This window comes from Gimesia fumaroli, from assembly GCF_007754425.1.
Taxonomy (GTDB): Bacteria; Planctomycetota; Planctomycetia; order Planctomycetales; family Planctomycetaceae; genus Gimesia; species Gimesia fumaroli.
On record NZ_CP037452.1, the window covers coordinates 5567952 to 5594656 of the forward strand.

Genomic DNA, 26705 nt, shown 5'->3' on the forward strand with positions numbered 1-26705 from the left:
TTGAATCAATACCATCCCTCAGGCTGAGGAGTTTTTCATGAGTCTTTATCATCACCAACACGTTCAGACGAGCCGTCGAGGCTTTTCACGCCGCAGCTTTCTCCGCAATGTGTCCATGGGGGCACTGGCTGCGGGAACATTCAGTTTTCACGACTTAATGAGTGTCTCGGCAGAAGAACTCCGCAAGCAGGGCCGTTCGATGATTCTGCTCTGGATGGCGGGGGGACCAAGCCAGTTTGAAACATTTGACCCCAAACCCAACACTTCGAGTGCGGGCGATAAAAGTGCGATTCAAACCTCTGTCTCCGGGATCGAAATATCCGAAGACTGGAAAAATACGGCCAAGGTCATGTCGGATATCGCATTGATTCGTTCGATGACGAACAAAGAAGGCAATCATCAACGTGCCACCTATCAGATGCATACGGGTTATGTGCCCTCGGGCAGCGTAAAGCACCCGAGCCTGGGTTCCAATATTACACGGGAAATTGGCAATCGCGAGCTGGATATACCTTCAATCGTTTCTGTTGGTGCCACCACTGGTGCTGGCTTTCTGGGTGTGGACTATGAGCCATTTAACATCAACAACCCGGGCAATATTCCCAATAATGTGGCGGCAACTGTGCCTGATCAACGCTATCAGAAACGCCTGGGTCTGTTAGGACGCCTCGATACCGAATTTGCGAGTCGCGGCGGTGAAGTAGTCGTGAAGAATCATAGCAAGATTTATAACAAAGCCTCTTCGCTGGTCTTAAGCCCACAGACGGAAGTGTTTGATCTCAGCAAGGAACCCGACTCACTCCGTCAACAGTATGGAGAAAGCAACTTTGGGAAAGGCTGCCTGCTGGCACGCCGCCTGGTGGAAGCGGGTTCGACGTTTATCGAAGTCCGTTCCAATGGCTGGGACAATCACTTTAACCTTTCTGAAGTGATCTCCCCCCGTTCAAAGGAAGTCGACGCGGGAATGGCGGCGCTGATTACCGATCTCAAACAGCGTGGCATGCTGGATCGAACCCTGGTGGTCTGGATGGGTGAATTTGGTCGTACGCCGAAGATCAACGCCCGCGCGGGGCGAGATCATTATCCGCGTGTCTTTAATGCCGCCCTCGCCGGTGGGGGCATCAAAGGGGGACAGGTAATTGGCGCTTCAACCGACGATGGTTCGGCTGTGAAAGATCGCCCCGTGAACGTCACCGATCTCTTCAGCTCAATCTGCCATTCGCTTAAAGTAGACCCGAAGAAGGAAAACATGAGTCCGCTGGGCCGCCCGATGAAAATCGTGGATGGCGGCGAAGTCGTGACCGAACTGTTTTCCTAGATCTAAATCTAATCGACTTTTTAAAGCGCTCAGTGAACAGTCACGCTCCGGAAGTGGCTGCTTCGCTGAGTGCTTTTGCTTGCGCGGCTGAAGTATCCATTGAAAGCGTAATCGTAACAGACCAGCGTCCCTGTTCGTCGGCAACAAACTCCCAGTGGGGAATCACCACCGAGCTTTGATGCACGAGTTCATAGCCACCTTCCGACTGGCTGATGGTTTCAATCGGAAAGGTCCAGATATTCGCAGGCGAGGAGAGATCCAGAGCAGCGTCCAGCCCCAGCCATTCATCAACGAGACCGATGCGGTCAATTTTTTCCAGATCCAGTTTCGATTCCAACTGTCCCAGCTGCTTGCCGAGATGGTTGTAGTAATATCGGTCACTGGCACCGGCGGCGAGACCGGCAAAATTGAATTCGACTCCAAAATGCAGGGGAACGTCTGTCGGCAGATGTGACAGTTCATAGTGGAATTCCAATGTGCCCGCTGCATTCTTGGCTAGCGAGACGGTTTTGGTCAGTTCCACTTCGTAGGGACCAACGTGCCCTTTACGGGTCATCCGCACTTCACAGTAATCATCGGTGCGACGCAGCGAGCTGAGATACACGCCCTGCACAAAGTCGCCTAATTCTCCGCCGCCGTTGACCACCGTTTCGAGATCTACGCCGGGTTGATAGAAATGATCAACCAGAGATTTACGGGGACTGTGATCGTAGTGCAACTTCTTTTCCAGGTCAGGCTGCTTGAAACGAACGGCATTATGAATTTTGCCGATGTCCTCGCCGTTCTGAGATCCCTCTGTCCGTTCCTCTGCTGCTTTACGGATAATGTCATGATACGGTTCGGGGCGACGATTCAGTGTTGCCAGAATATTGTGTTTCGCGCCGCGGACATCCAGTTCGTAGAGATGACCGCCGTGAGCGGGAGCCAGAAATCCGACGAGACGATTGCTGGCCAGACGGACTTCCTTGCGGGCATCCAGGTTGAAATCAGCGGCTTCGACTTCCAGCCAGTTGGCATCGCGATGTGTGATTTTTTCGAGTAACGTGTCTGCGGCAATCAGATGCTTGTAGATCGCGTTCCGCAGATGAGGGAGATACAGCCCGCCAAAGGCGCCGTGCCAATACGGGCAGTTGCATTGTGCGCGATAGAGTTCGGTACGTGCTTCGTGAAGAATGGGCAGGTCGTCTGCTTCCACACCGGTCGCTTCCAGACTTTGCAGCCGATTACTGACCAGCAACATCCGGGAATACATTTCATTGAGTTCCGAATATTTCACCCGGAAGTTGCGCCAGAATCCGCCACGCAAATACGGCTTCAAACGATCAAAGCCTTCGACGTCCTTAAATTTTTCTTTCAGGTCAGCCAGTTCGAGCTGACGATCTGAGGTGAGCGCCCATTCGGTCATCTCACGATAGCTGGCATCGGGAAGATAACAGCTTCCCATAGGCGAGACCGTATCAACGGACTCGGACATTGTGGTGACTTTTAACCAGTCGCTGTTCTGCCGGAGCAAATCAAGAAAACGCTTCAGCCAGCCATCCCGGTAGACATGATCGTACGTGCCCGGCCAGGCGCCAAACTTTTCGCCGTCATCACCAAATACAACAACGGAGTGCGGATGATGGTCGGCAATTTCTTTGAGGTAGTGAATCGTTTCGACAGGGTCGGTAAACGGAATCTGATAACGTAGGGTTTCGTTATCGGGAAAGATTTTGAGCAGGCGGCCTTCATCTTCCGACAGATAGTACCCGTGCATTTTCTCAGCCCGAACGCCGGCGGCGCTGAAATGGGAATCGTCCAACAGCGTGTATTCCATGCCAGCATCGACAAGATCAGACACGAAGGCCTGTTCCCAAACGCGTTCGGGAACCCACATTCCGCGAATCGGCGTGCCGAAAAGTTTCTTGAGGTAATCCGTATATGCGGTGATCTGACCGATGCGGTCACAGCGGGGAATGCCCGCCAGAATCGGCTCGTAAAATGGTCCGCCCAGAATCTCTACCTGTCCGGATTCCGCCAGTCCCCGTACTCGATCGATATACTCGGGATGTGCTTCGACCAGCCATTCCATCAGGCTGCCTGACGTATGGAGAGAAAAAGGGATATCAGGGTATTCTGACAAAACATCCAGAAAGGGTTGATAGCTGTTTTGATAGGATTCTTCAAAAACCCCTTCAAAATTCCCGACTGGCTGATGGTTGTGAATGACTAATACGAGCCGAAGTCGACAGCCCATGGGCCGCATCCTTTCATCTGTGTAATACACAGAACTATCGATTACGCTAAGAAATAGTATTATTTGACTTATGACACGAGCGAGCACCACCCGCTCCTGCTTTAATCACTGATCCCGCAGGACTTGGAACGAAACCGGCTTATAGTAAAGCCAATCTTTTATTAATCATAGAGGACTTTTTATGAGAATAAAATCCAAGTCCCCGTAAAATCGATACTTGCAGTCCCGAAATACTGTCGAAGGAAGGTCAAATGTTAAAGCAGGTAATTTTTCGCCAGATTGATTAACTGGGACAAGTCCGAATCCGGGGCTGGATTCTCTATTTTACATCTGAGCCAAACGGGGAGAGGGACTCAGGAATCAAGCTGTTTTTTAAGCATTTCAACTGCCTGTTCGGGAAAGACCGGATTGATATACATGTTCGTCGCCAGCTCGAAGCCGGCCAGATGTGCCAGCCGGGGATAGACGCGCAGACTCCAGGTATAGCCGCTTTGATCGCTGGTCGCGAAAGGCGGGGTTTGGATGACGAAGTTGAAATCATGACTGCCGAGGATGTCTTCCAAAGCCAGTAATAGACGCCGACTAAGGTCGCTGAGATCATCCAGTTCCTGATCGGTGGATTGATCGAAGTGGGTGTTGAGTGTGCGCGGAATAATCCAGGTTTCGAACGCGAAACGGCTGGCATAGGGACAGACGACGTAAAAATGGGGAGTCGACATCACCAGACCTGAAACGCCATTCGGCTGTTTCTGAAATAATGTTTCAAACAGAGAGCTGCCCGTCTCGGCGAAATGTTTCTGTGCGGCCTTGAGTTCCTGTTGCATGGCCTCTGGCACCATCTGACTGGCGACAAGTTGCGAGTGTGCGTGTCCTAACGAAGCGCCGCCGAGAATCCCCTGGTTTTTGAAAATGATCACATAGTCCAGTTGAGGATCCTCGCGATGCGTGGCAACGCGCTGTCGATAGGCACGGAAGATCTCCTGAAACTGGGATGACCCCAGACGCGTGATCTGCGTCTCAAACTGCGGACATTCGACGATGACTTCATGCACGCCATAATGATTCGAACCACAGGCTGCGACAGCATAGGGAGTCAGTGCGGGATATTTATTCGCGACAACCCGCAACTGCCAACCGGGTTGGTTGGGTTGAGTACCGGCAGAACGCACGGCGTACAATTCGGGAGTCGTCTCGTCTTCTTTGCCTTCGGCAAACGGATCCGACTCAAGTTGTTCTTGCGTGATTTCAGAGGGAGTCGGATCAAGAGACAGCGCAATCGGACGTTGTGCACGTTCCGGTGCGAAGATGGTGGTATAACCCGTAAGAGGATCGGTGCGGATCTCAGACATAAAAACAGTTAGCTATTGGGGACAGAAAAAAAGAGACGTTCACCGCTCATCCATGCGAGGCAGAAACCGATTCGGTATTATTGGCACGGTAGCTGCCGGCGCGTTGATAGACCGAGAGATAATTCTGCGCACTCTGTTTCCAGGACCAGTCTTTGGACATGCCTGTGTGCTGCAGTTGATTCCAGATCGGTTTATCCAGGTACATGTCGATCGCACGACGCATTTGTCGATACAACACGGTTGAGTCAAAATGCCAGAAGGAAAATCCGTTGGCAGTGCCGTTTTCCAGGTTCTCTCCCGAGGCATCGACGACCGAATCGGCGAGTCCACCCACTTCATGCACGAGCGGCACGGTTCCATAAATCAGGCTATACATCTGGTTTAAACCACAGGGCTCAAACTGACTGGGCATCAGAAAGATATCCAGGCCGGCTTCAATCTGATGGGCTAAACTCTCATCGAAGCCGATGTAGGTCGCGACTTTGTTGGGAAAGCGTTTTGCCAGATCGGTAAAAGAGGCTTCGTGATAGGGATCGCCGGTTCCCAGAAAGACCATTTGCACATCCGTCGCCAGCAGGTTCTCGGCAGCGTCCAGAATCAGAGAGAACCCTTTCTGATCGGTCATGCGTGAAATAGTTCCCAGCAGCGGGACTTCCGGCTTTTGGGGCAAGCCCATCCTTTCCTGCAGGGCGGCTTTACAGAGCGGCTTGCCTTGTGTGACGGTCGACGCGTTATAGTGGGCTGCGAGATTCGGATCGATTTCAGGATTCCATTCTGTCGGGTCGACCCCATTCAAAATGCCGACCAGGCGATCAGCGTGCGTATCGAGAACGCCGTTCAAGCCGTAGCCGAAGCGTTCGGTCCGAATTTCTTGTGCATACGTCGGGCTGACAGTCGTGATCATGTCGGAAAACACGATGCCGGTCTTCAACAAGTTGAGCTGACCGAAGAATTCCATTTGATGTCGATTGAAGTATTTCCAGTCGATGCCGGTCAGCAGCATATCCCAATGCCAGTATTGACCTTGAAAGGCCATGTTGTGGATGGTGAACACCGAAGCCGTTTTTTCAAAACCGGGGCGGTCCTGATATTCAATTTTCAATAATGCGGGGATCAATCCGGTCTGCCAGTCATTCGCGTGAATAATATCGGGGCTCAAACCGAGTTTGTCGGCAAACTCCAGCACCGATCGGCTGAAGAAAATGAATCGTTCGCAGTTGTCCTGATAATCGCGACCGCTTTCGTGATACAGTTCCGGTCGATCAAAATAGCGGGGCTGATCAATCAGATAGACGGTGACGCTGGACTCGGGAAAGCTGGCTTTACGCAGACCGGCTTCGACTTCCTTGCTGCCGACGGTAATCGAAACCTTTTCCGGGCAGACTTCAAAGTCATCCGGATTCAATCCCCGTTTCGCCGTCAATTGAGGGTAATACGGCATAAACAGAGTGACTTCATGCCCGGCTTCTGCCAGCGCTTTTGAGAGGGCCGAGGCGACATCGGCCAAACCACCTGTTTTTGCAAATGGAATCGCTTCGGAACTCGCTAAAACGATTTTCATAAATTCCCGATCTATCTGGATTTCAGATCTCTGAACGTGTCTACAATATTATAGAGGGTATTATCGGTTGAAAGTAACGGATCTGTAAACACAAGTGGAGTCGAAACCCGGTATTGGATCGCTCAATTCATAAAGATTTTTCAGAAATCTCGAGATCAAAAGTGTCTATTTGGGAAGGCCTCCCATGAGTGTGTGCGACTCTCGTTGGTGCGGTGGTCTGGTTTTACCTGTTTGTTCAGTAAAAATAGCGAACTTCTGCCGCAAAATTGGGAATGTGTAATTGCGGATCAATTTCAGATTGGAGATAGTATAGCCTGGGCTTTCCGCATCAATGCCCGTTTCGGATGAAATGCGCACATCATTCAACCAGTCATTCAAAGCGACACGCATATAATAATAGTAGCATTTATGAACCTTCTTTTGCCGCCCTTCGAGAGTACGACGCTGAGTCTGAATTTCTGATATGAATGATCCTTCGATTCTGGAAAATCAACCGAATTCTACAGACGCTTCACAAAATGAGTCTGCGCAGGCAAAGTCTCCCCCCACACCAGCAGCACAAGCGAAAATTCATCACGATGCCTTTACCTGGGAACTGCCGGCCGAAGAGATCACGCTGCGCATCCGCTGGTTTGGCCTGTGTGTCGGATACGTGCTGGTCAACTTTGTGGGGAATAATTCGGCGATACAGGTTCCGCAGCTCAACTGGATTCTGACACTGGGTGCGATTTATGCACTCGCCGATACGTATTTCAGTTTTCGCGGTCGCGTGTTTCTGGGCGAGTGGCCGCTGATTATTTCGGTGATGGAGGCGCTGTTTATCGGTCTGCTCTGTCATTACGATGCCGGCCTGAACAGCCCGTTCCGTTTTTATTATCTGCTCTCGTTGATTGTGTGCTCGATCCGGCATTCGCCGGCGATCGCGTATATGACATTGGGACTGCACCTGATCAGTTTTACCACGATTCTATTTACGAGCCCTTCCATCCCTGCCGACTGGCTGACGCAATTACTGCTGATGATTGTCTGGATGGGCTGGGTCGCGTGGGCCAGTATTGCCTTTTCGAGTCTGGTGAAACGCACGAGTATGGAACTCTCGGCTGCGAATGCGCAGCTTCAGCAGAACCAGGAACTGCTGGAAGAACGAATCGCCCGCCGTACCAGCGATCTACAGGAATCGCAGGCGTTACTCGTGCAGCAGGAAAAACATGCCGCCTTTGGTTTGCTGGCCGCCGGGATTGCGCATGAAGTGGGGAACCCGCTGGCGGGAATCAGTTCGCTGGTGCAGCTTTTAAATCGGCATAATAACGACGAATACACGTGCAAACGTCTGCAGGAGGTCGATGGCCAGCTGCACCGGATTCAACGCATTCTGCGGGAACTGATCGATTTCAGTCGACCGGCGACGACGGAACGCAATCGCTGCAATATCAACGAGCTGATTACCGAGTCTTTGAATATTTCAAAGTACTATAAACGTAAAAAAGGCAAAAAGATCATCACCCGGTTTGCTGAGAATCTGCCGGTGGTACAGGTCGTCCGTGACCAGCTGGTGCAGGTGTTTTTGAATCTGATTCTGAATGCAATGGATGCGACAGAAGAAGGCGAATCGATCGAAATCACAACACAAGCCCGCGACGGCCAGATTCTGATTTCCGTGCATGACAATGGTCAGGGCATTCGGGAAGAAGACAAACCGAAACTGTTCCAGCCTTACTTCACAACCAAGTCAAAAGGAACAGGCCTTGGTTTATTTGTGTGCAAAAATATTCTTGAGCATTCGAATTCCGGAACAATCGAAATTGATGAAAGCGTCAAAGCTGGCGCGAAATTTATCGTCTCGTTGAACTGTGACGAACTACAGGGGTTGGCGGAGATTCCTCCCGGCCCGGCGAATGAAATCAAATTTGTAATAACGACATAAGCAGAAAACAGGATTGAACCCAACGTGCAACTGAATCGATCTGTACTCATCGTTGAAGACGAAGAAGTCATCCGAACTTCCCTGGCGGAATATCTGACCAGTGAAGGTTACGAAACCATGCAGGCCTCGACGGTCGCCAAAGCACTGGAGCTGGCGCGGGATCGGGATTTTAATGTCGCGATTTGTGATGTGCAATTACCGGACGGCGACGGCATTGAACTGCTGCGGCGCCTGCAGAATATTAAGCCGAGCATTTTCGTATTGATCATTACCGCGTATGCGACCGTGGAAAACACGATCTCGGCGTTTAAAGCGGGCGCCTTTGATTATCTGGTCAAACCGGTGATCTTTGATGACCTGTCCCACAAACTGAATCGCCTGTTTGAATATCAGAAAATCTTTTATGAGAACCAGATTCTGAGACGCGAACTGGCACGCAGCCCGGGAATCGAAGAGATTGTCGGCAGCAGTAAAGCCCTGCAGAAACTGCAAAGTACCATTCGCAAGATTGCCGCTACTAATTCGAATGTCCTGCTGTTTGGTGAATCGGGAACGGGGAAAGAACTGTTTGCCCGTTCGATTCATGCGAATGGACCGAAAAAGGAACAACGTTTTCTGGCGGTGAACTGCGGGATGCGTCCGATTGAATTACTGGAGTCACAACTCTTTGGATCAGCCGCCAGTTCACTTCAATATCCGCAGGCAGAACAGACGGGGGTTTTCAAAAATGCGGATGGCGGCACCGTCTATCTCGATGAAATCTCTCAACTCCCTTTAGGCACACAAGGTAAACTGCTGCGGGCGATTGAGTATGGCGAAATCCTGCCTTTAGGTAGTGCCGAACCAGTGAAAGTGGATGTCCGGCTGATCGCTTCAACGACCCAGGATCTGGCCGAGATGGTCAAGAAAGGGGAGTTTGAAGAGGACTTGTTCTATCGTCTGGACGGGATGAAAATTCACATTCCGGCACTACGCGAGCGCGTGGATGACATTCCGGAACTGGTCGAATACTTCATTACAAAGCATTCTCATAAAATGGGAAAGCGGGTGACCGGCGCGACCAGCGAAACGATTCGGACGCTGATGTCGGCGGAATGGAAAGGCAATGTACGGCAGCTGGATAATGCGATCGAACGTGCCGTCATGATGTGCGATGACACGCTGATTTGCCTGAATGATCTGCCGCCAGAGTTGCATCAGAACGAACCTCCGTTACCGGATGTTGACGATCTGCGTCTGGCGCTGCGGCATTACGAACGGATGCATATTACGCGCGTGTTGAAAGACAGTACCGATAAGCGTGAAGCCGCCAAGCGGTTAAAGCTCGGTCTTTCCAGTCTGTATCGTAAAATCGAAGAGCTGGATATCGAGCTCGAATAATAGCGAAATCGATCAGCTGGTAATTTCCGTATTTGCCGGAACAACGGGCTGTGTCGTTTTCTTTTTCGGCTGTGCCTCAAAATATTCCTGATAGCCTTCGCCGGCCCCGTAATCGTATTCGCCATAGCGGCCGGAGAAAATGCCGTTCGCCAGAATACCGGTGACTTTAATACCGTTTGTCTGAATCACCTGTTGCACTTTTCGCATGACTCCACGCCGGTTCTTATCAAGACGGACGACCAGCAGCACACCGTCAACCGTTGAAGCAATCACTGAAGGATCGCTGACGACGACCAGAGGTGGCGTATCGATCAGAACGTAGTCGTAGGCATCTCGCAGTTGTTTGATTAAATCGGTGAAACGCCGCGACATCAGCATTTCTGAAGGATTCTCCGGCAGTGTTCCTGCGGTCATGATGGAGAGATTGCTGATTCTGGTTTCGCGAATCGCGGTCTGGGCATCGATCTCATTGGCCATGACATCGCCTAAACCAATGGCGTTTGACAGACCGAATAGTTTATGCACGGTAGGACGCCGCAAGTCGGCATCGACGATCAGAACCTTTCGTCCTGTTTGTGAAATCGCCAGAGCGAGATTGGAAATGGAAGTCGTTTTTCCATCGCCGGGTTCGGCGCTGGTCATCTGTAAGACTTTCGCACCGCTGCGATCTGTCTTCAGCAAAAGAGACGTACGTAATGAACGAAACGCTTCGGCTTCCCGGGAAGCCGGGCGATAATAATACCAGAGAGCCGGGTCGAATTCGCTGTCGTCCATGGCGGCTTCACTCTCGGCAAACGTGGGAACTTCACCCAGAATTGGCAAGTGGAGTTGATCTCTGATTTCATCGACCGACTTCACAGTGGTATCACGCATTTCCCGGAAGTAAGAGATGGCAAGGACGAGTCCCAGTCCGACGGCGCCGCCTGCTATCAGGAATTTCAACTGGCGTTTGATGACCAGTTCATCTTTGACCGGAGCGAGCTGCGTCAATGTATAACCGCCATCCCCTTGCGAGACCTTTTCCACCAGTAACTGTTTAAATATTTCTTCGCGTTGTGTTTTCAGCTGGGCGATTTCTTCATTGTAGGACTGATCGACAACTTGAAAGTTCCCCACCTTTTTTGCCAGCGCCGTTTCCTGTTCGAACAGTTTGGTCAGTTCTGTTTCCCGATTATTGAGTTCTTTGAGCTGCTGTTCCATCGATTTGAGATAGACGTTGACAAAATCGACATCCTTTACTTTTGCGATTTTGAAGTCGCCCGATTCGAGATTCTCAGCCGAAATATCCAACCCCTGTCGACGATACAGATTGATCACGGTTTCGATACTACGATTGACAGCGTCCAGATCAGGATGATTTTTTTGAAAGTCCCGTTCGAGACGATGTTTTTGAATCAACAGCGGCATCAGGTGTGTTTCCAGAGCAGTACGCGCGCGGTCTACCTGCGTCGTGTTGGGTGTCGCAATTTGTCCTTGACTTGTGTTGCCATTGGCGCTGCCGGCCTGTCCGCGGGTCTGTCCCATCAGAAACTGCTGCGCTAATAGTTCGAGTGTTTCTTTTGATTCTCCACTGGCGATCGCCGCTTTGAGGGAATCGATTTTTGATTTCAGTTCCGTCAGTTTCAGCAAATTGAGACGGCGTTCGTTATCGATGGCTTTGACTCGTTCCTGGTGCACGTTAGTGCTGCCGGCGACAGCGGCCTCTGAGCCGGGTGTATGCTCCCAGTACAGGGGTGCTTTTTCCCGAAACTCTTTATACTCTTTTTTCTTTTGTTCCAGATCACTCAGAATCTGCTGATTCGCCTCATTCAGTTGCTTGATAATGTCTTTGGTGTTTTCGTCGCTGACATCGTTCAGATATTTGCGATATGCTTTGACGACCGCTTCCGTAACCGCTTTGGCGTCTTGTGACAGCGGATTTTCATAGGTGATACTCAGGATATTCAAATACGCACGATCATTCCCCGAAATGCGTTTGACCTTTAACGTATCGATAATGTCCTGCGTGGGATCTTTTTCGCCCGCCAGTGAAGGCAATTCATTCAGTTTCGCTTCTTTGACCGCTTCGCCTACAATGCGCGGGCTCTTAATCACGTCGATGTGTGCAGTCAGTTCACCGAATGTCTGCGCTTCTCCCTCTTTAATCGGCACGGCATTTTTCTGTGAAACCTGGATTTTGGTACTGGCAGAAAAGATGGGGCCCAGCTTTATGTAGGCTACCTGTCCCAGCATCAATCCCGCAATCAGGCCGGTGATCAGCAGAAATTTATTCCGAAACAACAACCGTACAATATCGACTCCGGGGCCGGAGGAATTGGTCGGCGCATGCTCTTCCATACCATCAATGGCAAAATCGGATTGTTGATCCAGAGGTTGAAATTCGGTACTCACGACACTCGGTCCTGATCTATCTAAACGCTGAGAGATTCAGCAATAATTCAAAGTTGGTCTCTATAAGATGTGTCAGCTGAAAGGTCAGCAGCCACCCAGACATGGTTTGGATTCCGATTTGACATATTCGGCATACCAGTCAATCGTGCGGCGTAAGCCTTCTTTGATATCCACGACCGGCTCATAGCCGAGATCCCGCTGCGCTGCAGAGATATCCGCCCAGGAATGCAGCACATCTCCGGTCCGTCGCGGCTGAAAATCGGGATTGTAAGGTTTCCCTAACTGCTCGCAGATAGACTTCAAGAGATCGATCAAATTCAAAGAACTGCCACAGGCAACGTTGTAGACATTTCCCGAGACAACGCTGGCATCGGCCTGTGAAGCCAGCAGATTTGCCTGTACCACGTTGTCGACATACGTAAAATCGCGTGACTGGGTGCCGTCTCCATAAATCACGGGGCGACGTCCTTCGAGCAAGGCAGAGGCGAACAACGGAATCACAGCGGAGTACGGACTGTTGGGATCCTGACGCGGGCCGAAGACATTGAAGTAACGGATGCGGACGGTTTCCAGGTCGTAAGAATTCGCAAACGCCTGACAGTAGAGTTCTCCTGCCAGCTTAGCGGCGGCATACGGCGAGAGCACTTCCGGTGTCTGACCTTCATGCTTGGGCATTTGTTTCTGGTTTCCATACGCACTACTCGAACCGGCATAGACTACACGCTGCACGCCCAGTCGTCGGGCGGCATCCAGCACATGAATCGTTCCTGTCACACACGCTTCGTGTGTATCGAGCGGATGATCAATGCTCCGTGGTACCGAAGCCAGCGCGGCCTGATGGAAAACGATATCAATGCCTTTGGTCGCCTGTTCGACGGATTTCAAATCCCGCAGATCGCCTTCAACGAACTCGACCTGGTCCTGAAGATGTGCCAGGTTTTTCAGTGCCCCGGTGCTGAGATTATCGAACACACGCACGGAGTGCCCTTCTTTGACCAGTCGCGTTGCGATATGAGAACCAATAAACCCTGCTCCGCCGGTTACTAAATAATTTGTCACGTGTTCTTTCCTGCATTGATAATGTTTGACGGGGACTCACAATTAATCAGCAGACGCCCAAGCCTGTCAATCGGAGTACCCTGAATCTCTACCTTCAATGTAGCACGACTTTTGCGCGAAATTCGTGCTGAATTGCGAGTATTCCTCTTAGAAATTATCGAACCTCAGCAGTCCACGACCTTACTTCGTATTATAGGCAGGCATTTCCCATATAACCAAAATAATGAGCAGTCGTACGACGGAGCGCAACGGTCAAGTTGGAACCTGGTGCAGAGAGATAACGGGCAAATCCGCTCTAACCGGTACCCGAAACACGCGTTATAGCAATCATCGACATTTTGATGATTGTGTGCATTATCGGAGCAATCTGGAGGTAAACCAGGTTGCGTTATTTTACATCGGGACCAAAGGGAGAGAATCGGGCGATCATGATTCCGGCGGCGACAGAGGCATTCAACGAATCCACAATCCCGGTTGGCGTCAGGCGACAAACCACATCACATTGTTCCAGTGTCAGTCGTCTGAGTCCCTTTTCTTCATTTCCGATCACCACCATCCAGGGGCGATCCTGCTGAAACGCAGAGACATCTTCTTCAGCATGCTCGGAGGTTCCCATCACCCAGACGCCGGATTTTTTTGCATCGGTGATGGCTCTGCTTAGATTCGTTTCCACAGCAAACGGCACTGCTTCCATTCCGCCTGAAGCGACATCATAAACGGTGGCATTCAGTGGTGCAGAACGATCTTTCGTGAGCACAATGCCGCGCACACCAAAAAAGGCAGCCGTACGAAAAATGGCGCCGATGTTATGCGGGTCCTGAATGCAATCCAGAGCCAGCCAGAGACCACTCAGTTCTTTTCCGTCCTCCGGTTCCGCAAACATTTCTCCCAGCGAGGAAGGCGTGCGCGGCTTAACCAGTGCAACGGAACCTGCAGTGCGGCGCCCCTGCTCTTCCGACTGCTTGCGTTTCATTTTCTGTGGTGCCGACTTCTTGATCACGACGGGAATACGATGGCTGCGTGCTTCATCGGCAACATCACCCCAATTTCCCTGTGCAGAACCCGCAGAGAGACGAATCTCCGTGACATCAATGGGACGCGACTGCAGTGCCGCCAGAACGCTATGAGGATTTTTCAGCTCCAAAGCCACAGATTCAACTTCCTGAGTCAACAACGGGGGTAAATAAAAAGAACGGCCAGTACCGGGTAGAAGCAAAAGAGTAGAGCCTCTTTGCGGCAGTTTCAAGGAGTGCGCGTCTCAGAATGTTTGTTCTGAGCGAGTTTTTCCTGCGCATACTCGGCCAGATCCGAGGTATTTATGCGATTCATGCCGACAGACGTATCGTTCAAATCGGAAAGTAGATGTTCCTGATCGACACTCATCTTTACAGGCAGTCTGACAGTAAATTTACTCCCGCGACCGAATTCACTCTCCAGAAAGACTTCGCCATCGAGTAACTTTGAAAGTTCGCGAATAATCGAAAGCCCCAGCCCGGTCCCTTCATAAGAACGGGTTAGCGCGTCTCTTGATTCGGGAGACGATTTTCCCTGACGGAATTTTTCAAAGATGTGCTCCTGCTCATCCAGGGGAATCCCGATACCGGTATCTTCCACGACCAGTTCCATCATGTCGGGATCATCTTCACAAAGAGTCGCCGCAACGTGAACGCGTCCGCCTTCGGGTGTAAATTTAATTGCGTTGGAAATCAGGTTGTTCAGAATCTGCTGAATCTTCACGGAGTCCTGAAAGAGAATCGGAATCTTCGGGTCTATCTCAGAAGTGACTTCGATGTTTTTCTTATCCGCCAGAGGCAACATCGTGCCGACTCGGCGTTCAATTAGATCGGCAATGGCAATTTCCGTAAGCTGCAGTTCCATCTTGCCGCTCTCGATCTTGGCGAGATCAAGTACGTCATTGATCTGCGCCAACAGATTTTTGCCGGACATCTGAATGTTGGCGACATATCGTTTCTGTTTTTCATCCAGATCTTTGGCATTCGCGAGCAGATCACTGAAGCCCAGAATACTGTTGAGCGGCGTGCGCAGCTCGTGACTCATGGTCGCCAGAAACTCGTCTTTCAGTTTATTCATTTCGTACAGTCGCAGGTTGACCTGGGCCAGTTCATCGACCTTGGTATCCAGGTCGGTATTCACCGTTCGCAATTCTTCCTGCACGGTGACCAGGTGCCGCAACATACGGTTGAACGCATAACTCAGTTCTTCGAATTCATCTCCCGTGCGAATGTCGGCTCTTAAATCGAGATTGCCGTGGGCAATTTCGTCACTGACGTCTTTTAAGTGCAAAACCGGTTTCACAATCACATATCGTACAATCGCATAAGCGGCTAACATCGCGAGAAAAGCAGTCACGATGGCGGAAGCGAGGTTGATCGCCTTGTTCCAGTTGAGCGCCTGCTCTACCTTCTGGGAGGGAAAGCGGATATTGACGATCCCGATCAGACCGCCGAGCTGCAAGTTTGGATCATCGTGCAGTCGATGACAGTCGACACAGGACTCCGAAGCATAGATCGCGCTATAGTACTGAAACCGTCCTTCGGTCTCATCCTGATAAAAAATCTCCGTTTCGCCTTGCTTAATGCGTTCCAGCGCTTCGTAACCTGCACTGTCGATGGGACGTTCTTTGGAATCGGCATCAGAGGGATTCGGTTTAAAAACCGCCCAACTGTAATCGCCGAGATCTTTTGATTTCACGGACTGAACAATTTTCTCGATCAGGTCTTTATAGTTCTTATCGTTCTCAGACCACTTCCAGTGCTTTTCCAGAATGATCGGCGCGACCAGTAAACGGGCAGAGGTAATATTCTGGTCGTCGAGCACCTGATTGTTCAACCAGGTATTCAATGAAAAACTGGCGGTGATCAGCACCATCAAACCGCCGCCAAACAGAAAACGACATTTCCGTTCGAGGTTGGTTTCGCCCAACAGTTTTTTGAAAGCACGGTACGACATGAAGTTCCATCAACCAATGGATCAGAGGGAGAGTGGGGACAAGCTCCATTTACCCTTTGATCTTAAGCCATAAGCGTTGGAATAGAAAAGCAAGATTCTGCGAATCTCACTGCAATTCATTGAAATTTGTCAGATTCAGCACTGGAGAAGCTACTTCACCAGAATCTCTCTCGTCTCCAGATTACAGTGCCTGGTAAATGAACTCTTATTTCGTCGTCTGACAACAGGGACAGTAAAACGTAGAACGCTGTGCCTGAACCATGCGCACAATTTCGGCTCCTTTGCAGGAACCGCAGATTTCTCCTTCGCGACTATAGACCCGATGTTGATTCTGATAGCTGCCAGATTGATTCAAGGCATTTCGGTATGTGCCATCTCCCAGCGTTGAACCTTCATAACGAATGGCGGTTTTGAGAATCCGTTTGATGGCTTTATGCATCGTCTGTAATTCTGCATCCGATAATCGATTTGCAGCGCATTCGGGGTGAATTCGACTCACGTGAAGAATTTCGCTGGCATAAAGATTTCCGATGCCAGCGACCAGTTTCTGGTCCAATAACGCAACCTTGATCGCACGACTGGTTGCCGCACAACGCTGCTTGAGTTCCTTCAACGTGATCAGCAACGCATCCGGGCCGAGTTTGTCGGGCCCTAAGGCGGTCGCTAATTCCGCTTTGCGATACAGTCGCACCGTGCCGAGCCCGCGGCGATCCCAGAACCAGAGTGAGTGCTGCGATCGCCCTTTTTTCAATCGCCACTCCAGCCGCAAGTGTTCTACATCGGGCGGGTCCGAAAGGAGCATCAGTCCAGTCATTCGGGGCTCAATGACGAAGGAACTCTCATTTTCCAGATCCAGGATGATCCGTTTCGCGAATCGCCGGACCGCGATCACCTGTTGCTTTAAAACCCTTGTCCGCATGGTTTTAAAGCTGGGAGTCATCGTCAGCGGTTTGCAGGAACAGGGGCATTTTCGAAATTCGACGATCTGACGCCCTTCGACCGCCTCGCGGATGCCGCGAACCATCGTCTCGACTTCGGGTAGCTCTGGCACGAATATTCTCTCTGTATCAATGAAAGGTTTTGGACGGCGTAACAGATTTTGAACGATGTGTTTCTATTCTACTACTTGTAACTGTTCTCTGGATCTCGGAGCTGAGCTGAAATAGGAAGGCCAAGAAATTTAAGATTACGCTTGACGTTGGGGCAAAGTTGGACGATCCTAGACCTAAAGTCTATAACTTCCCGATCTTGCAGAAAGTATACATACGAACCGCAAGATAGTCCGTTCGTCATAAGTGCCCAATCGGAGAGCGTCCATGCGCCCTAAAAACCCTCAAGTAGGCTCCAGTGCTGTTTCAGTTCTGGCAACAGTCGCCTGTTTATCTATCGTTCTGGCAGTCACCTATTATCTGGTCAAACCACGACCGGCTGTGACTGTAGAAAACACTCCGGAACAAATTCAAGCTCCAGAAGAATCGCCGATTGTTCTGGAAGAACAAGAAACAGTGGCTGTGGTTCCTGAAGTGCAAACGGAACCTGTCGTCGAAACACCACGCGTCGCTCCTGAAGAACAGGTCGCCGCGCACTTAGAAGCGGGTGAATTCGGTCAGGCAATTGAAGTTGCTGAAACGGTTGAGAACCTTCACCAACGGACACAACTGTTGCGAATGGTCGTGCAGGCTCAACTGAACTCGGGTGACTTTGTTGCTGCTCTGGGAACCATCAACCGGATTCCACTGGCAGAAGAACGCACCAAAGCGATGGGCGAACGCACCAAAGCCATGTCAATGGCCGGGGGATCACAGTTAGCAGACTTTACTCAGCTGATCGAGTTGATTCAGACACAGACATCAGGACTTTGGGAAGACACTGGTGAAGGTGAAGGATCAATCCGACAGTTTGACAGTGGTGTCCGCGTTGATCCCAATGGCCTGCTGCACCACATCAGTAAACAGGAACTCAACGGTCGACTGGCGGCTCTGGGAATTAAAGCCCGTGAAGCCGACCTGAATCAAAACGTGGCTCAGAACAGTCAACTGCGTCTCGTTTCGCTGACACGACTGGAAAAAGAAGTCCAGCAGCTGATCGAAGAAGGACGTTCTCCTGTCGAAACCATGAAGATGCTGGCAGGACTGACGAAAGTCGAATACGTCTTTGTATACCCGGAAGAAAACGAAGTTGTGATTGCAGGTCCGGCAGAAGCCTGGATCTACAATGAGCAGGGACTGGCAGTTGGCATTGAAAGCGGCCGCCCTGTCCTGCAGCTGGACGACCTCGTTACCGTACTGCGTACCTTCTCGAACCAGGGTGAAAAGATCTTCGGTTGCTCTTTTGACCCCCGTGCTGAAGGACTGGCCCGTGTTAAAGAATTCGTCGCTCAGTCCAATGCACGCGGCCCGTTGCGTGCCGGAGCCGGCGTCCGCAGCTGGACTCGTCAATTGAAAGAAAAGTTGGGCGTGCAGGACATTACACTGTACGGTGTTCCCGATACTTCACGTGTGGCCCGCGTTCTGATCGAAGCCGACTACCGCATGAAGCTGATCGGCATTGGAAAAATGGATGCTGGCGAAAATATCCCGAGCTACTTTGACCTGCTGGCAAAAGAGGACAACAAAGGCACACAAAACCTGGAAGCACTCCGCTGGTGGTTGACCATGAAGTACGACTCCGTACTGCACAACGCCGAACGGACCGCGTATCAGGTGGTTGGTTCCTCCGTTCTGTGTCAGTCTGAAAATCAGATCGTGACCAAAGAAGGGCAACGGCTGCAAACCGGTCAGGCAGAAAAGCTGAACCGGGAATTCGCTGCCAATTTCACCAAACACTATCAGGAACTGGCACAACAGGATCTGGTATATGCCGACCTGCAGAACATTTTTGACCTGGCTCTCGTGGCTGCTCTGATGCGAAACGAACAACTGGCTGACCGTGCCAGCTGGGAAATGACGGCATTTGCCGCCAACGGTGCTTATCATCCCGCCGAGTTCGAACCGGCTCACACCGTTGACACCGTTGTGAATCACCGGGTATTCAACGGTAAAGATGTTGTCGTTCAGGTCGCAGGCGGCGTTCGCGTCGACACGGGTTCTGTTGTCAAAAACCAGAACAATCTGAAAGTCTCACAGGAAGTCGGAGCCGTCTCCGCTCAATCCAAAGCCCCTGCATTGCCCGTAGGTCGCTGGTGGTGGGATCTGGCTAACTAATATCCTGATTGAATTCTATCAGACGACATAAAAAAACCGCGGCCCGTTCATCAGGCCGCGGTTTTTATTTTTGACTGCCGGAAACACAACTCTATTTCACATAACCTTTGATGCCGATGGGCTTCAAGTTTTGAGGAAAATCACGCGGCTCTGTATGAGCCTGCTGCATGACTTTGGTCAACTCTTTGACCTTTTCTGGATGCTGTTTGGCAAGATTCTTCGTTTCACCAATGTCCTTACCCAGATCATACAGTTCGACCGGCTGATTCATGCGATTCTGTACCACTTTCCAGTCGCCCCTCCGCAGGGCACGCGAACGGATTTTATCCTTCGTGTATTCCCAGTAGAGATATTTCTGTTTCTCCTGTGTCCCTTTCCCCAGCAGCGTCGGCAAAAACGAAATGCCATCGATGTCAACGCCTTCCGGCACTTTGGTCCCTGCCACTTGTGCGAAGGTGGGCAAAATATCCCAGAAGCCGATCTGCAGGTCGGACGTTGTTCCCGGTTTGATCTTCCCCGGCCAACTGGCGATGAACGGCACCCGCAGACCCCCTTCGTACATCGTTCCTTTATGACCGCGAAGTGGTGCATTCCCGTTAAAGAAATCGGTCATTTCTTTCCAGGTTCCCCCCTGCCCGCCGTTGTCAGAGGTGAAGATGATCAAGGTATTGTCACGAATGCCCAGTTCTTCCAGCATCGCGACGAGTTCGCCTACATTATCATCCAGACGTGAAACCATACCGGCAAAGGTCGTCAGGCCGTCTTCCGAGCCGATATAGCCGGGACGCGGGTCCAGAATCTGCTTCTTAGGAAACTTCCCGCGATAGGGACGCTCGGACTCTTCCGGCACTACCAGTTCGACGTGCGGAATGATGTAAGGCAGGTAAGCGAAGAAAGGCTGTGATTGATTTTCGCGAATGAAATTCATCGCATCTTCGTGCAACAGGTCGTTGATATAGGTGCCCCGCTGATTATTTTCGTTTTCCGGCAGCATCCGTTTTTCATTGTTGTGCCAGATCCAGAAGGGATAATAAAAGTGAGCATGTACCTGAAGTAATTGGCCGGTGAAGGTATCAAAGCCCTTCTTCAAAGGCTGTCCAGACGTTCCTGCATAACCCAGGCCCCACTTGCCGAACATGCCCGTTGCATAGCCGGCTGCTTTCAACACTTCGGCTACGGTTTTGTCTTCTTCATACAACAGCTGATTTAGATCGTTGGCACGAACGGCGGTATGCCCCGTGTGTTGCCCCGTCATCAACACACTCCGCGAAGGCTGACACACCATACAACCTGCATATGCCTGTGTGAACTTCATCCCGTCTGCAGCCAGCTTGTCGATGTGCGGCGTTTTGATTTTTGTTTGACCATAGCAACCGAGCTCGGCATAACCGAGATCATCTGCCATGATAAAAATGATATTGGGTTTTTGTTCTGCCGCCTCGGAGACCGGGGAAAAATACCCAGTCAGACAACACAACAATGTTGAAAGAAAAACAAATCGCAAAAGCATATGCCAGAACCTTTCCTGTTTTGTGTTTGAGTCGCTTTTTGAAATATTTACACGCGGATCATGTTTTCAGAAATCATTTTTAAAAAACGTTTTATATTGGGGTTGACCGAATCGGATTGAAAATTTATTCTCCCCGCACCATCAGCAATCACGCTGATTGACAAACTTCGAAAACACAATTCCTGATAACATCACACCTCAGATTGACAGTTATCAATTCCTTTTTCAACCTTCAAGCAAATACCGGTGTCCGTTGAGCGATTTTATTCTCTCAATGGAAAGATCGAATGCCCAAAGCACGGAAGCTGCGGCATCGATCTTTTTGAAGCTGTCAAAGCAATCTGTCAGCTGTCTCGAATCAATCAAGACACAGAAAATATAAGAGCGAACAATCGCCTCCCGGAAGTAGTACAAGTCCTTCCCCCCCCTGGGCTACTGCTTCCGGGAATTTTTATGCGCACTGCCTGACGGAAGCATCTCGATTAATGAGATGCTTCCGCGGCATTCTTTGAGGGGATTAACCTTCGCCGGGAAATCCATCCATCTTGCCGATGACAACGATACCCGATTCTGAAACGGTAAATCCACGGCGTTTGTCCTGCTCCAGGTCATAGCCGATTTCGCAATTTTTGGGGATCGAAACCCCTTTATCGATAATCGCGTTCCGAATTTTGGCATGGCGGCCGACATTCACACCGGAGAACAAAATCGAATTATCGACTTCCGCCCAACTATTGACGCGCACGTTGGTCGAAATGATCGACTGACTGACGCGGCCCCCCGAGATAATCGAACCCGGACAGACCGTACTGTCTACCGCCTGCCCCACACGAGGCTTGGAACCTTCACTCTGGGCAAACACGAACTTCGGAGGTGGTTCCGGCGGTTGATAAGATCGAATCGGCCAAGTGTTATCGTACAGGTTTAATTGCGGGTGTACCGAGACCAGGTCCATATTCGCCTCGTAAAAGGCGTCAATCGTTCCCACATCCCGCCAGTAATGCCCGTCCCCCGTATTTTTATCCTGAAAGGGATACGCGCGGATGAGATGATCATCGATGATGGAAGGAATAATATTCTTGCCGAAATCGTGCGAACTGTCTAACTGCGTCGCATCATAACACAAACGCTCAAACAGAAAATTCGTGTTGAAGACATAGATGCCCATCGAAGCCAGACTTTTATCAGGGTGATTGGGCATCGGTGCGGGTGAAGCCGGTTTTTCTTCAAACTTGACCACGCGCATATCCTCGTCAACGCCCATCACGCCGAACTGGGTTGCTTCGGTCCGATCGACGGGGATACAGCCGATCGTGACTTCTGCGCCGGATTCCTTATGATCCCGAATCAGTTTCGAGTAATCCATCTTGTAGATGTGATCGCCGGAGAGAATCAAAATATGTTCTGAACGAGCACGTTCGATGGTGTAAATATTCTGGTAAACCGCATCCGCGGTTCCCTGATACCACTGCTCATCAATCCGCTGTTGCGGCGGCAGCACGTCAACGAATTCATTGAGCTCCCGGCAGAGAAACCGCCAGCCCAGATTGATATGGCGATCCAGGCTGGCTGCTTTATATTGCGTCAGAATCAGAATCCGACGTAAACCACTGTTAATACAGTTGGAAAGAGTAAAATCGATAATCCGATATCCGCCTCCAAACGGAACCGCAGGCTTCGCCCGATCCCGGGTGAGGGGCTCCAGTCGCGTTCCTTTACCGCCGGCCAGAACCAAAGCCAAAACATTTCGCATTCTTGCTCCCTCCCTAAATATGGAACACGATCTCAGCGGACGAATTCCATTATCCGCGATCACGTTTCGTAAATAAATAACGTATGATCTCTATGTTGTAGCATGCTCCGACGATGAAAGGAATTCTAAAAAATCTCCGATTTGATGAACTTGGCTTTTCTTATGAAAAAAACAGGATCGAAGCCAGAGTGATTTTACCCAAAGCAGGTTTTCATTTTTGCAAATTCATGAACTTCACATTGTTTTGATCGTTCTAGCTTCTCTCCGCGAATTGATCGATTTATAATCCGAGGTGTTACCCTCTCACCTTAGCTTCCGGAGAACGCAGCCATGAGTAATTCAGATGAAAAACTCACCAAGTCTTTTTACGATCGCATCAGCCATTCCTATGACATGATCGCCGACTCTAACGAGCATGTCGCCCGCGAAAAAGGGCTGAAAGCGCTGGCCATTTCCGCAGGGGAAACCGTACTGGAAATCGGCTACGGCACCGGTCACTCACTGGTAACGCTGGCGGAAGCGGTGGGAGAATCGGGCAAGGTTTATGGCGTCGACATCTCGGACGGGATGAAAAAAGTCTCTGAAAAACGAGTCGCGGAAGCGGGGCTCGCCGATCGTGTCGAACTGTCTGTCGCCAATACGCCGCCACTCCCGTTCGACGAGAACACGTTTGATGTGGTCAGCATGAGCTTTACGCTGGAGCTGTTCCCGCTGGAGACGATTCCCGAAGTGCTTAAGGAAATCAGACGCGTATTAAAGCCGAACGGACGACTGGGCGTGGTTTCCATGGCGCTGCCTAAAGAGGGAGACAATGACAGCTTCCTGGAGAAAACTTACAAATGGATGCACCAGCACTTCCCGCATATTGTCGACTGCCAGCCCATCAATGCCGTCGGTTTACTGAAAGACGCCGGCTTTGAGATCAAGTCGGAACAGACGCTGGATATCTGGACCATGCCTGTAGCGGCTCTGGTCGGGCAATCACCAGACTGATCCGGAGTAGCACTTCTTTTCAGAATCAGCCTTTTCGGGAACCCGACAATCTATGTCTTCAGATCAACCAGCGCCAGTGGCCGAATCGACGGAACGCTACCTGCAAAAGCTGAGCCTGTGGGACACGGTCAACATCATTATCGGAATCGTGATCGGCGTTTCGATCTTTAAAGTGCCAAGTGCAGTATTCAGTTTTTCCGGCTCCATCGAAGCGGGCTTTGTCGTCTGGGGACTGGGAGGCATCCTGATGCTGGCCGGTGCACTCTGTTATTCCGAGCTGGCTGCCGCGATCCCAGAGACGGGGGGAGACTATGTTTTTCTCTCGCGCACTTACGGCCACGGAACCGGCTTTCTGTTTGGCTGGGCTCAATTCATCGTCATCAACCCGGCCAACATCGGCATCATGTCATATGTCTTCGCAGACTATGCGGTTTCGTTTTTACAAGGCCCGAATACCGAAACATCCAACAGCTGGACAGTGACGCTGGCTTCTTTGTCGGTCTGTAGCCTGATCTTTTTGAATCTGCTGGGGCTGGTCGTGGGGAAATGGGCGCAGAACATTCTAACGCTGGCGAAAGTCATTGGACTCGCTGCGATCGCCGGTGCCGGGATCTATCTCGGCATGACCAACACGACGCCGGTGCCCGAAACAGTCGGCGGCGAGTCGGGTTCCGGAGCCAATCTGGGGCTGGCGATGGTGTTCGTACTGTATGCATTTGGCGGCTGGAATGACGCCGCGTTCGTGGCTGCGGAAGTCAAAGAACCGGGCCGAAATATTCCGCGGGCACTGATGGTCGGCACAATCGGCATCCTGTTGATTTATCTGCTGATCAACGCGGCCTACCTGTTCGGCCTGGGCTATCAGGGACTGCTCGATTCCCCCACACCAGCCGCCACGCTGCTGGGAAATGCCTGGGGAGATCCGGGGCAGAAACTGATCAGTGTGATCATCATGATTTCCTCTCTGGGCGCGATCAACGGTTTGATCCTGACCGGCTCGCGGGTGAATGTCCGTCTGGGAATGGATCATCGGTTCTTTGCGATGCTGGCCCGCTGGAATCATCGCGTCAACGCCCCGATTTACTCACTGCTCACGCAGGGGTTGATTTCGGTTGCCATGATCGTACTGGTCGGCACCGGTGCCGGCCAAAGTCTGCTCGAACTCCCATTTCAACTACTGAACTGGGACATCATCAAGTGGGAGGATTACGGGGGCGGCTTTGAAACCCTGCTGGCAGCGACAGCGCCCCTGTTCTGGATTTTCTTCCTGCTGACCGGCCTGAGCTTGATCCTGCTGCGTTTTAAACTCCCCGATCTGAAACGTCCATTTCGCGTGCCCCTCTATCCGATTACGCCGCTGCTGTTCTGCGGCACTTCGCTTTACATGCTGTATTCCAGCCTGATGTATGCCTGGGGACTGACGCTCTTGGGAGTGATCCCGATTCTGATCGGCGTGCCTCTGTACTGGATGAGCCGCAACAAGCAGTCAGACGTTCCCAATTAGCCGCAGGGCGTTCGCGCCGGTTCCTTCCCATTCCATTTTTGACTGCACATGTTGATGTCTTTCTTTTCCCGGGACTCATTCGAATAAAGCAACACTAACTGGCATGCAAACGCATCATTGCGTAATATGAATGTCCATCGAAACTGAAACCTACCCCGGTCTTTTATTACTGGATCACAACCATGAAATCACGCGCTTCTTTGATGCCCCTCGCCATACTGTTTCTGATGCAGACGGTTTCCTTCCCTGTGTTTGCGGAAGAAACCAAAACGATTGAACCGCTGGAACTGCCGAAAGTCGATGCTTCGTTTCAGCCGCCCTATTATAGCACGACCTACGAACAACCCACCGATCCGAAAGAAGGGCAACTGCAGATTGGGGTGACTTATACTCTGTGGATTCCCGAAGGGCTTAAAGAGGTCCGCGGGATTATTGTGCATCAGCACGGCTGTGGTTCAGGTTCCTGCACGGGGAGCGTGACGGCGGCCCACGATCTGCACTGGCAGGAACTGGCGCGAAAAAACAACTGTGCCCTGCTCGGCCCCAGCTTTCATCAGGCGAAAGAACAGAACTGCCGCCTGTGGTGTGATCCGCGGAACGGCTCAAACAAAGTCTTCATCGAATCACTGAAGAAGCTGGCGAAACACTCGGGTCATCCAGAAGTCGCAACCGCACCCTGGTGTTTGTGGGGACATTCGGGAGGCGGGTTCTGGTCGAGCCTGATGCAGATGGAATACCCCGAACGAATTGTCGCGATCTGGTTTCAGTCGGGAACCGCCTTTGGCTACTGGACCGCCGGCGAGATTACTGCGCCCACCATTCCCGAGGCAGCGATGCAGATTCCGATGATGGCCAACCCCGGTCTTAAAGAGAAAGAAAATAAACGTTTCAGCCGTGCCTGGACGGGCAGCCTGGCGATGTTTAAAGACTACCGCGCCAAAGGCGCCCCGATCGGCTTTGCCCCCGATCCTAAAACGGGTCACGAAACAGGCGACTCACGTTATCTGGCGATCCCCTTCTTCAACGCCTGTCTGCAAATGCGTCTGCCAGAGAAAGTGGGCGAACCTTTAAAAACCATCGATGTGAGCGAAGGCTGGTTGGCACCGCTGAACAGCGAAGAGACGCCCGTTCCGTTCGCGGATTATAAGGGAGACAAGGCAACTGCTGTCTGGCTGCCGAACAAGACCGTCGCGATGGCCTGGCTCGACTTTGTCAAAACGGGAGCCACCAAAGACACCACGCCGCCCCCGGCACCGACCAACGTCAAAGTCGATTCTTCGACCGGCAAGATCACCTGGACCGCACCAACCGACTTCGAGAGCGGCCTGCATTCCTTCATCATCGAACGCAACGGCAAACAGATCGGCCAGCTTCCCGAAAAACCGACCAACCGTTTCGGGCGCCCGCTGTTTCAGGGCATGAGCTACGGGGATACGCCGGTGCTGCCGCTGTTAAAATTTCAATTCGTCGACAAGACAGCGGAAAACGGAAAGCAGTACCAGTATCGTGTAAAAGCGGTGAATACGGCGGGACTGCAATCGAAGTAGTTATTTT

The 26705-nt window shown here is 51.2% G+C and carries 17 protein-coding genes; 7 read left to right on the forward strand and 10 right to left on the reverse strand.

Translation table 11 applies throughout. The annotated features are described in order from the left end of the window. Positions 1-37 precede the first annotated feature (37 nt). Complete coding sequence (locus tag Enr17x_RS21270) at positions 38-1318, forward strand: DUF1501 domain-containing protein (RefSeq protein ID WP_145311711.1); 1281 nt, start codon at positions 38-40, stop codon at positions 1316-1318. 40 nt (positions 1319-1358) lie between these two features. On the opposite strand, the gene Enr17x_RS21275 is transcribed toward Enr17x_RS21270, so the two are convergent. From Enr17x_RS21275 to glgA, 3 genes are all read right to left on the reverse strand, one after another. Continuing rightward, positions 1359-3554, reverse strand: coding sequence for an alpha-amylase/4-alpha-glucanotransferase domain-containing protein (locus tag Enr17x_RS21275; protein WP_145311712.1), 2196 nt, complete (start codon positions 3552-3554; stop codon positions 1359-1361). Positions 3555-3907: 353 nt separating this feature from the next. Further along, positions 3908-4903 (reverse strand): galactose-1-phosphate uridylyltransferase, encoded by a 996-nt coding sequence (locus Enr17x_RS21280; protein ID WP_145311713.1) that lies wholly within the window; start codon positions 4901-4903, stop codon positions 3908-3910. A 46-nt stretch (positions 4904-4949) separates the two neighbouring features. Continuing rightward, positions 4950-6464 (reverse strand): glycogen synthase GlgA, encoded by a 1515-nt coding sequence (gene glgA / locus Enr17x_RS21285; RefSeq protein WP_145311714.1) that lies wholly within the window; start codon positions 6462-6464, stop codon positions 4950-4952. A 463-nt stretch (positions 6465-6927) separates the two neighbouring features. Here glgA and Enr17x_RS21290 point away from each other — a divergent pair, with 463 nt between their 5' ends. Both Enr17x_RS21290 and Enr17x_RS21295 read left to right on the forward strand, forming a co-directional pair. After that, positions 6928-8388, forward strand: a complete 1461-nt coding sequence (locus tag Enr17x_RS21290) for a sensor histidine kinase (RefSeq protein ID WP_145311715.1) — start codon at positions 6928-6930, stop codon at positions 8386-8388. A 24-nt stretch (positions 8389-8412) separates the two neighbouring features. Next, positions 8413-9768 (forward strand): sigma-54-dependent transcriptional regulator, encoded by a 1356-nt coding sequence (locus Enr17x_RS21295; RefSeq protein WP_198000719.1) that lies wholly within the window; start codon positions 8413-8415, stop codon positions 9766-9768. Between the two features lie 12 nt (positions 9769-9780). Here Enr17x_RS21295 and Enr17x_RS21300 read toward each other — a convergent pair whose 3' ends face one another. The 5 genes from Enr17x_RS21300 to mutM all read right to left on the reverse strand — a co-directional run bounded on the left by Enr17x_RS21300 (position 9781) and on the right by mutM (position 17239). Further along, positions 9781-12159 carry a polysaccharide biosynthesis tyrosine autokinase gene (locus Enr17x_RS21300; protein WP_145311717.1) on the reverse strand — a complete coding sequence of 793 codons (2379 nt, stop codon included), beginning with the start codon at positions 12157-12159 and terminating at the stop codon, positions 9781-9783. A gap of 84 nt (positions 12160-12243) precedes the next feature. After that, entirely contained in the window at positions 12244-13218 is a 975-nt protein-coding gene (locus Enr17x_RS21305; protein ID WP_145311718.1) for an SDR family oxidoreductase, read from the reverse strand. A 388-nt stretch (positions 13219-13606) separates the two neighbouring features. Continuing rightward, positions 13607-14368 carry a 23S rRNA (guanosine(2251)-2'-O)-methyltransferase RlmB gene (rlmB, locus tag Enr17x_RS21310; protein WP_145311719.1) on the reverse strand — a complete coding sequence of 254 codons (762 nt, stop codon included), beginning with the start codon at positions 14366-14368 and terminating at the stop codon, positions 13607-13609. Positions 14369-14460: 92 nt separating this feature from the next. Continuing rightward, on the reverse strand, positions 14461-16188 hold the full coding sequence (locus Enr17x_RS21315) for an ATP-binding protein (protein WP_145311720.1): 1728 nt from the start codon (positions 16186-16188) through the stop codon (positions 14461-14463). Between the two features lie 205 nt (positions 16189-16393). After that, on the reverse strand, positions 16394-17239 hold the full coding sequence (mutM, locus tag Enr17x_RS21320; RefSeq protein ID WP_145311721.1) for a bifunctional DNA-formamidopyrimidine glycosylase/DNA-(apurinic or apyrimidinic site) lyase: 846 nt from the start codon (positions 17237-17239) through the stop codon (positions 16394-16396). Between the two features lie 265 nt (positions 17240-17504). Here mutM and Enr17x_RS21325 point away from each other — a divergent pair, with 265 nt between their 5' ends. Then, positions 17505-19391: a DUF1598 domain-containing protein gene (locus Enr17x_RS21325; RefSeq protein ID WP_145311722.1), complete on the forward strand. Its 1887-nt coding sequence runs from the start codon at positions 17505-17507 to the stop codon at positions 19389-19391. A 91-nt stretch (positions 19392-19482) separates the two neighbouring features. On the opposite strand, the gene Enr17x_RS21330 is transcribed toward Enr17x_RS21325, so the two are convergent. Next, positions 19483-20901 carry an arylsulfatase gene (locus tag Enr17x_RS21330; RefSeq protein ID WP_145311723.1) on the reverse strand — a complete coding sequence of 473 codons (1419 nt, stop codon included), beginning with the start codon at positions 20899-20901 and terminating at the stop codon, positions 19483-19485. A gap of 517 nt (positions 20902-21418) precedes the next feature. Then, complete coding sequence (gene glgC / locus Enr17x_RS21335) at positions 21419-22654, reverse strand: glucose-1-phosphate adenylyltransferase (protein ID WP_145311724.1); 1236 nt, start codon at positions 22652-22654, stop codon at positions 21419-21421. A gap of 330 nt (positions 22655-22984) precedes the next feature. Here glgC and Enr17x_RS21340 point away from each other — a divergent pair, with 330 nt between their 5' ends. The 3 genes from Enr17x_RS21340 (at position 22985) to Enr17x_RS21350 (ending at position 26698) form a co-directional block, all read left to right on the forward strand. After that, on the forward strand, positions 22985-23647 hold the full coding sequence (locus Enr17x_RS21340; protein WP_145311725.1) for a class I SAM-dependent methyltransferase: 663 nt from the start codon (positions 22985-22987) through the stop codon (positions 23645-23647). 52 nt (positions 23648-23699) lie between these two features. Continuing rightward, a complete protein-coding gene (locus tag Enr17x_RS21345) occupies positions 23700-25151 on the forward strand; it encodes an APC family permease (protein WP_145311726.1) in 1452 nt (483 codons plus the stop codon). 182 nt (positions 25152-25333) lie between these two features. Next, complete coding sequence (locus Enr17x_RS21350) at positions 25334-26698, forward strand: hypothetical protein (RefSeq protein WP_145311727.1); 1365 nt, start codon at positions 25334-25336, stop codon at positions 26696-26698. Positions 26699-26705 lie beyond the last annotated feature (7 nt).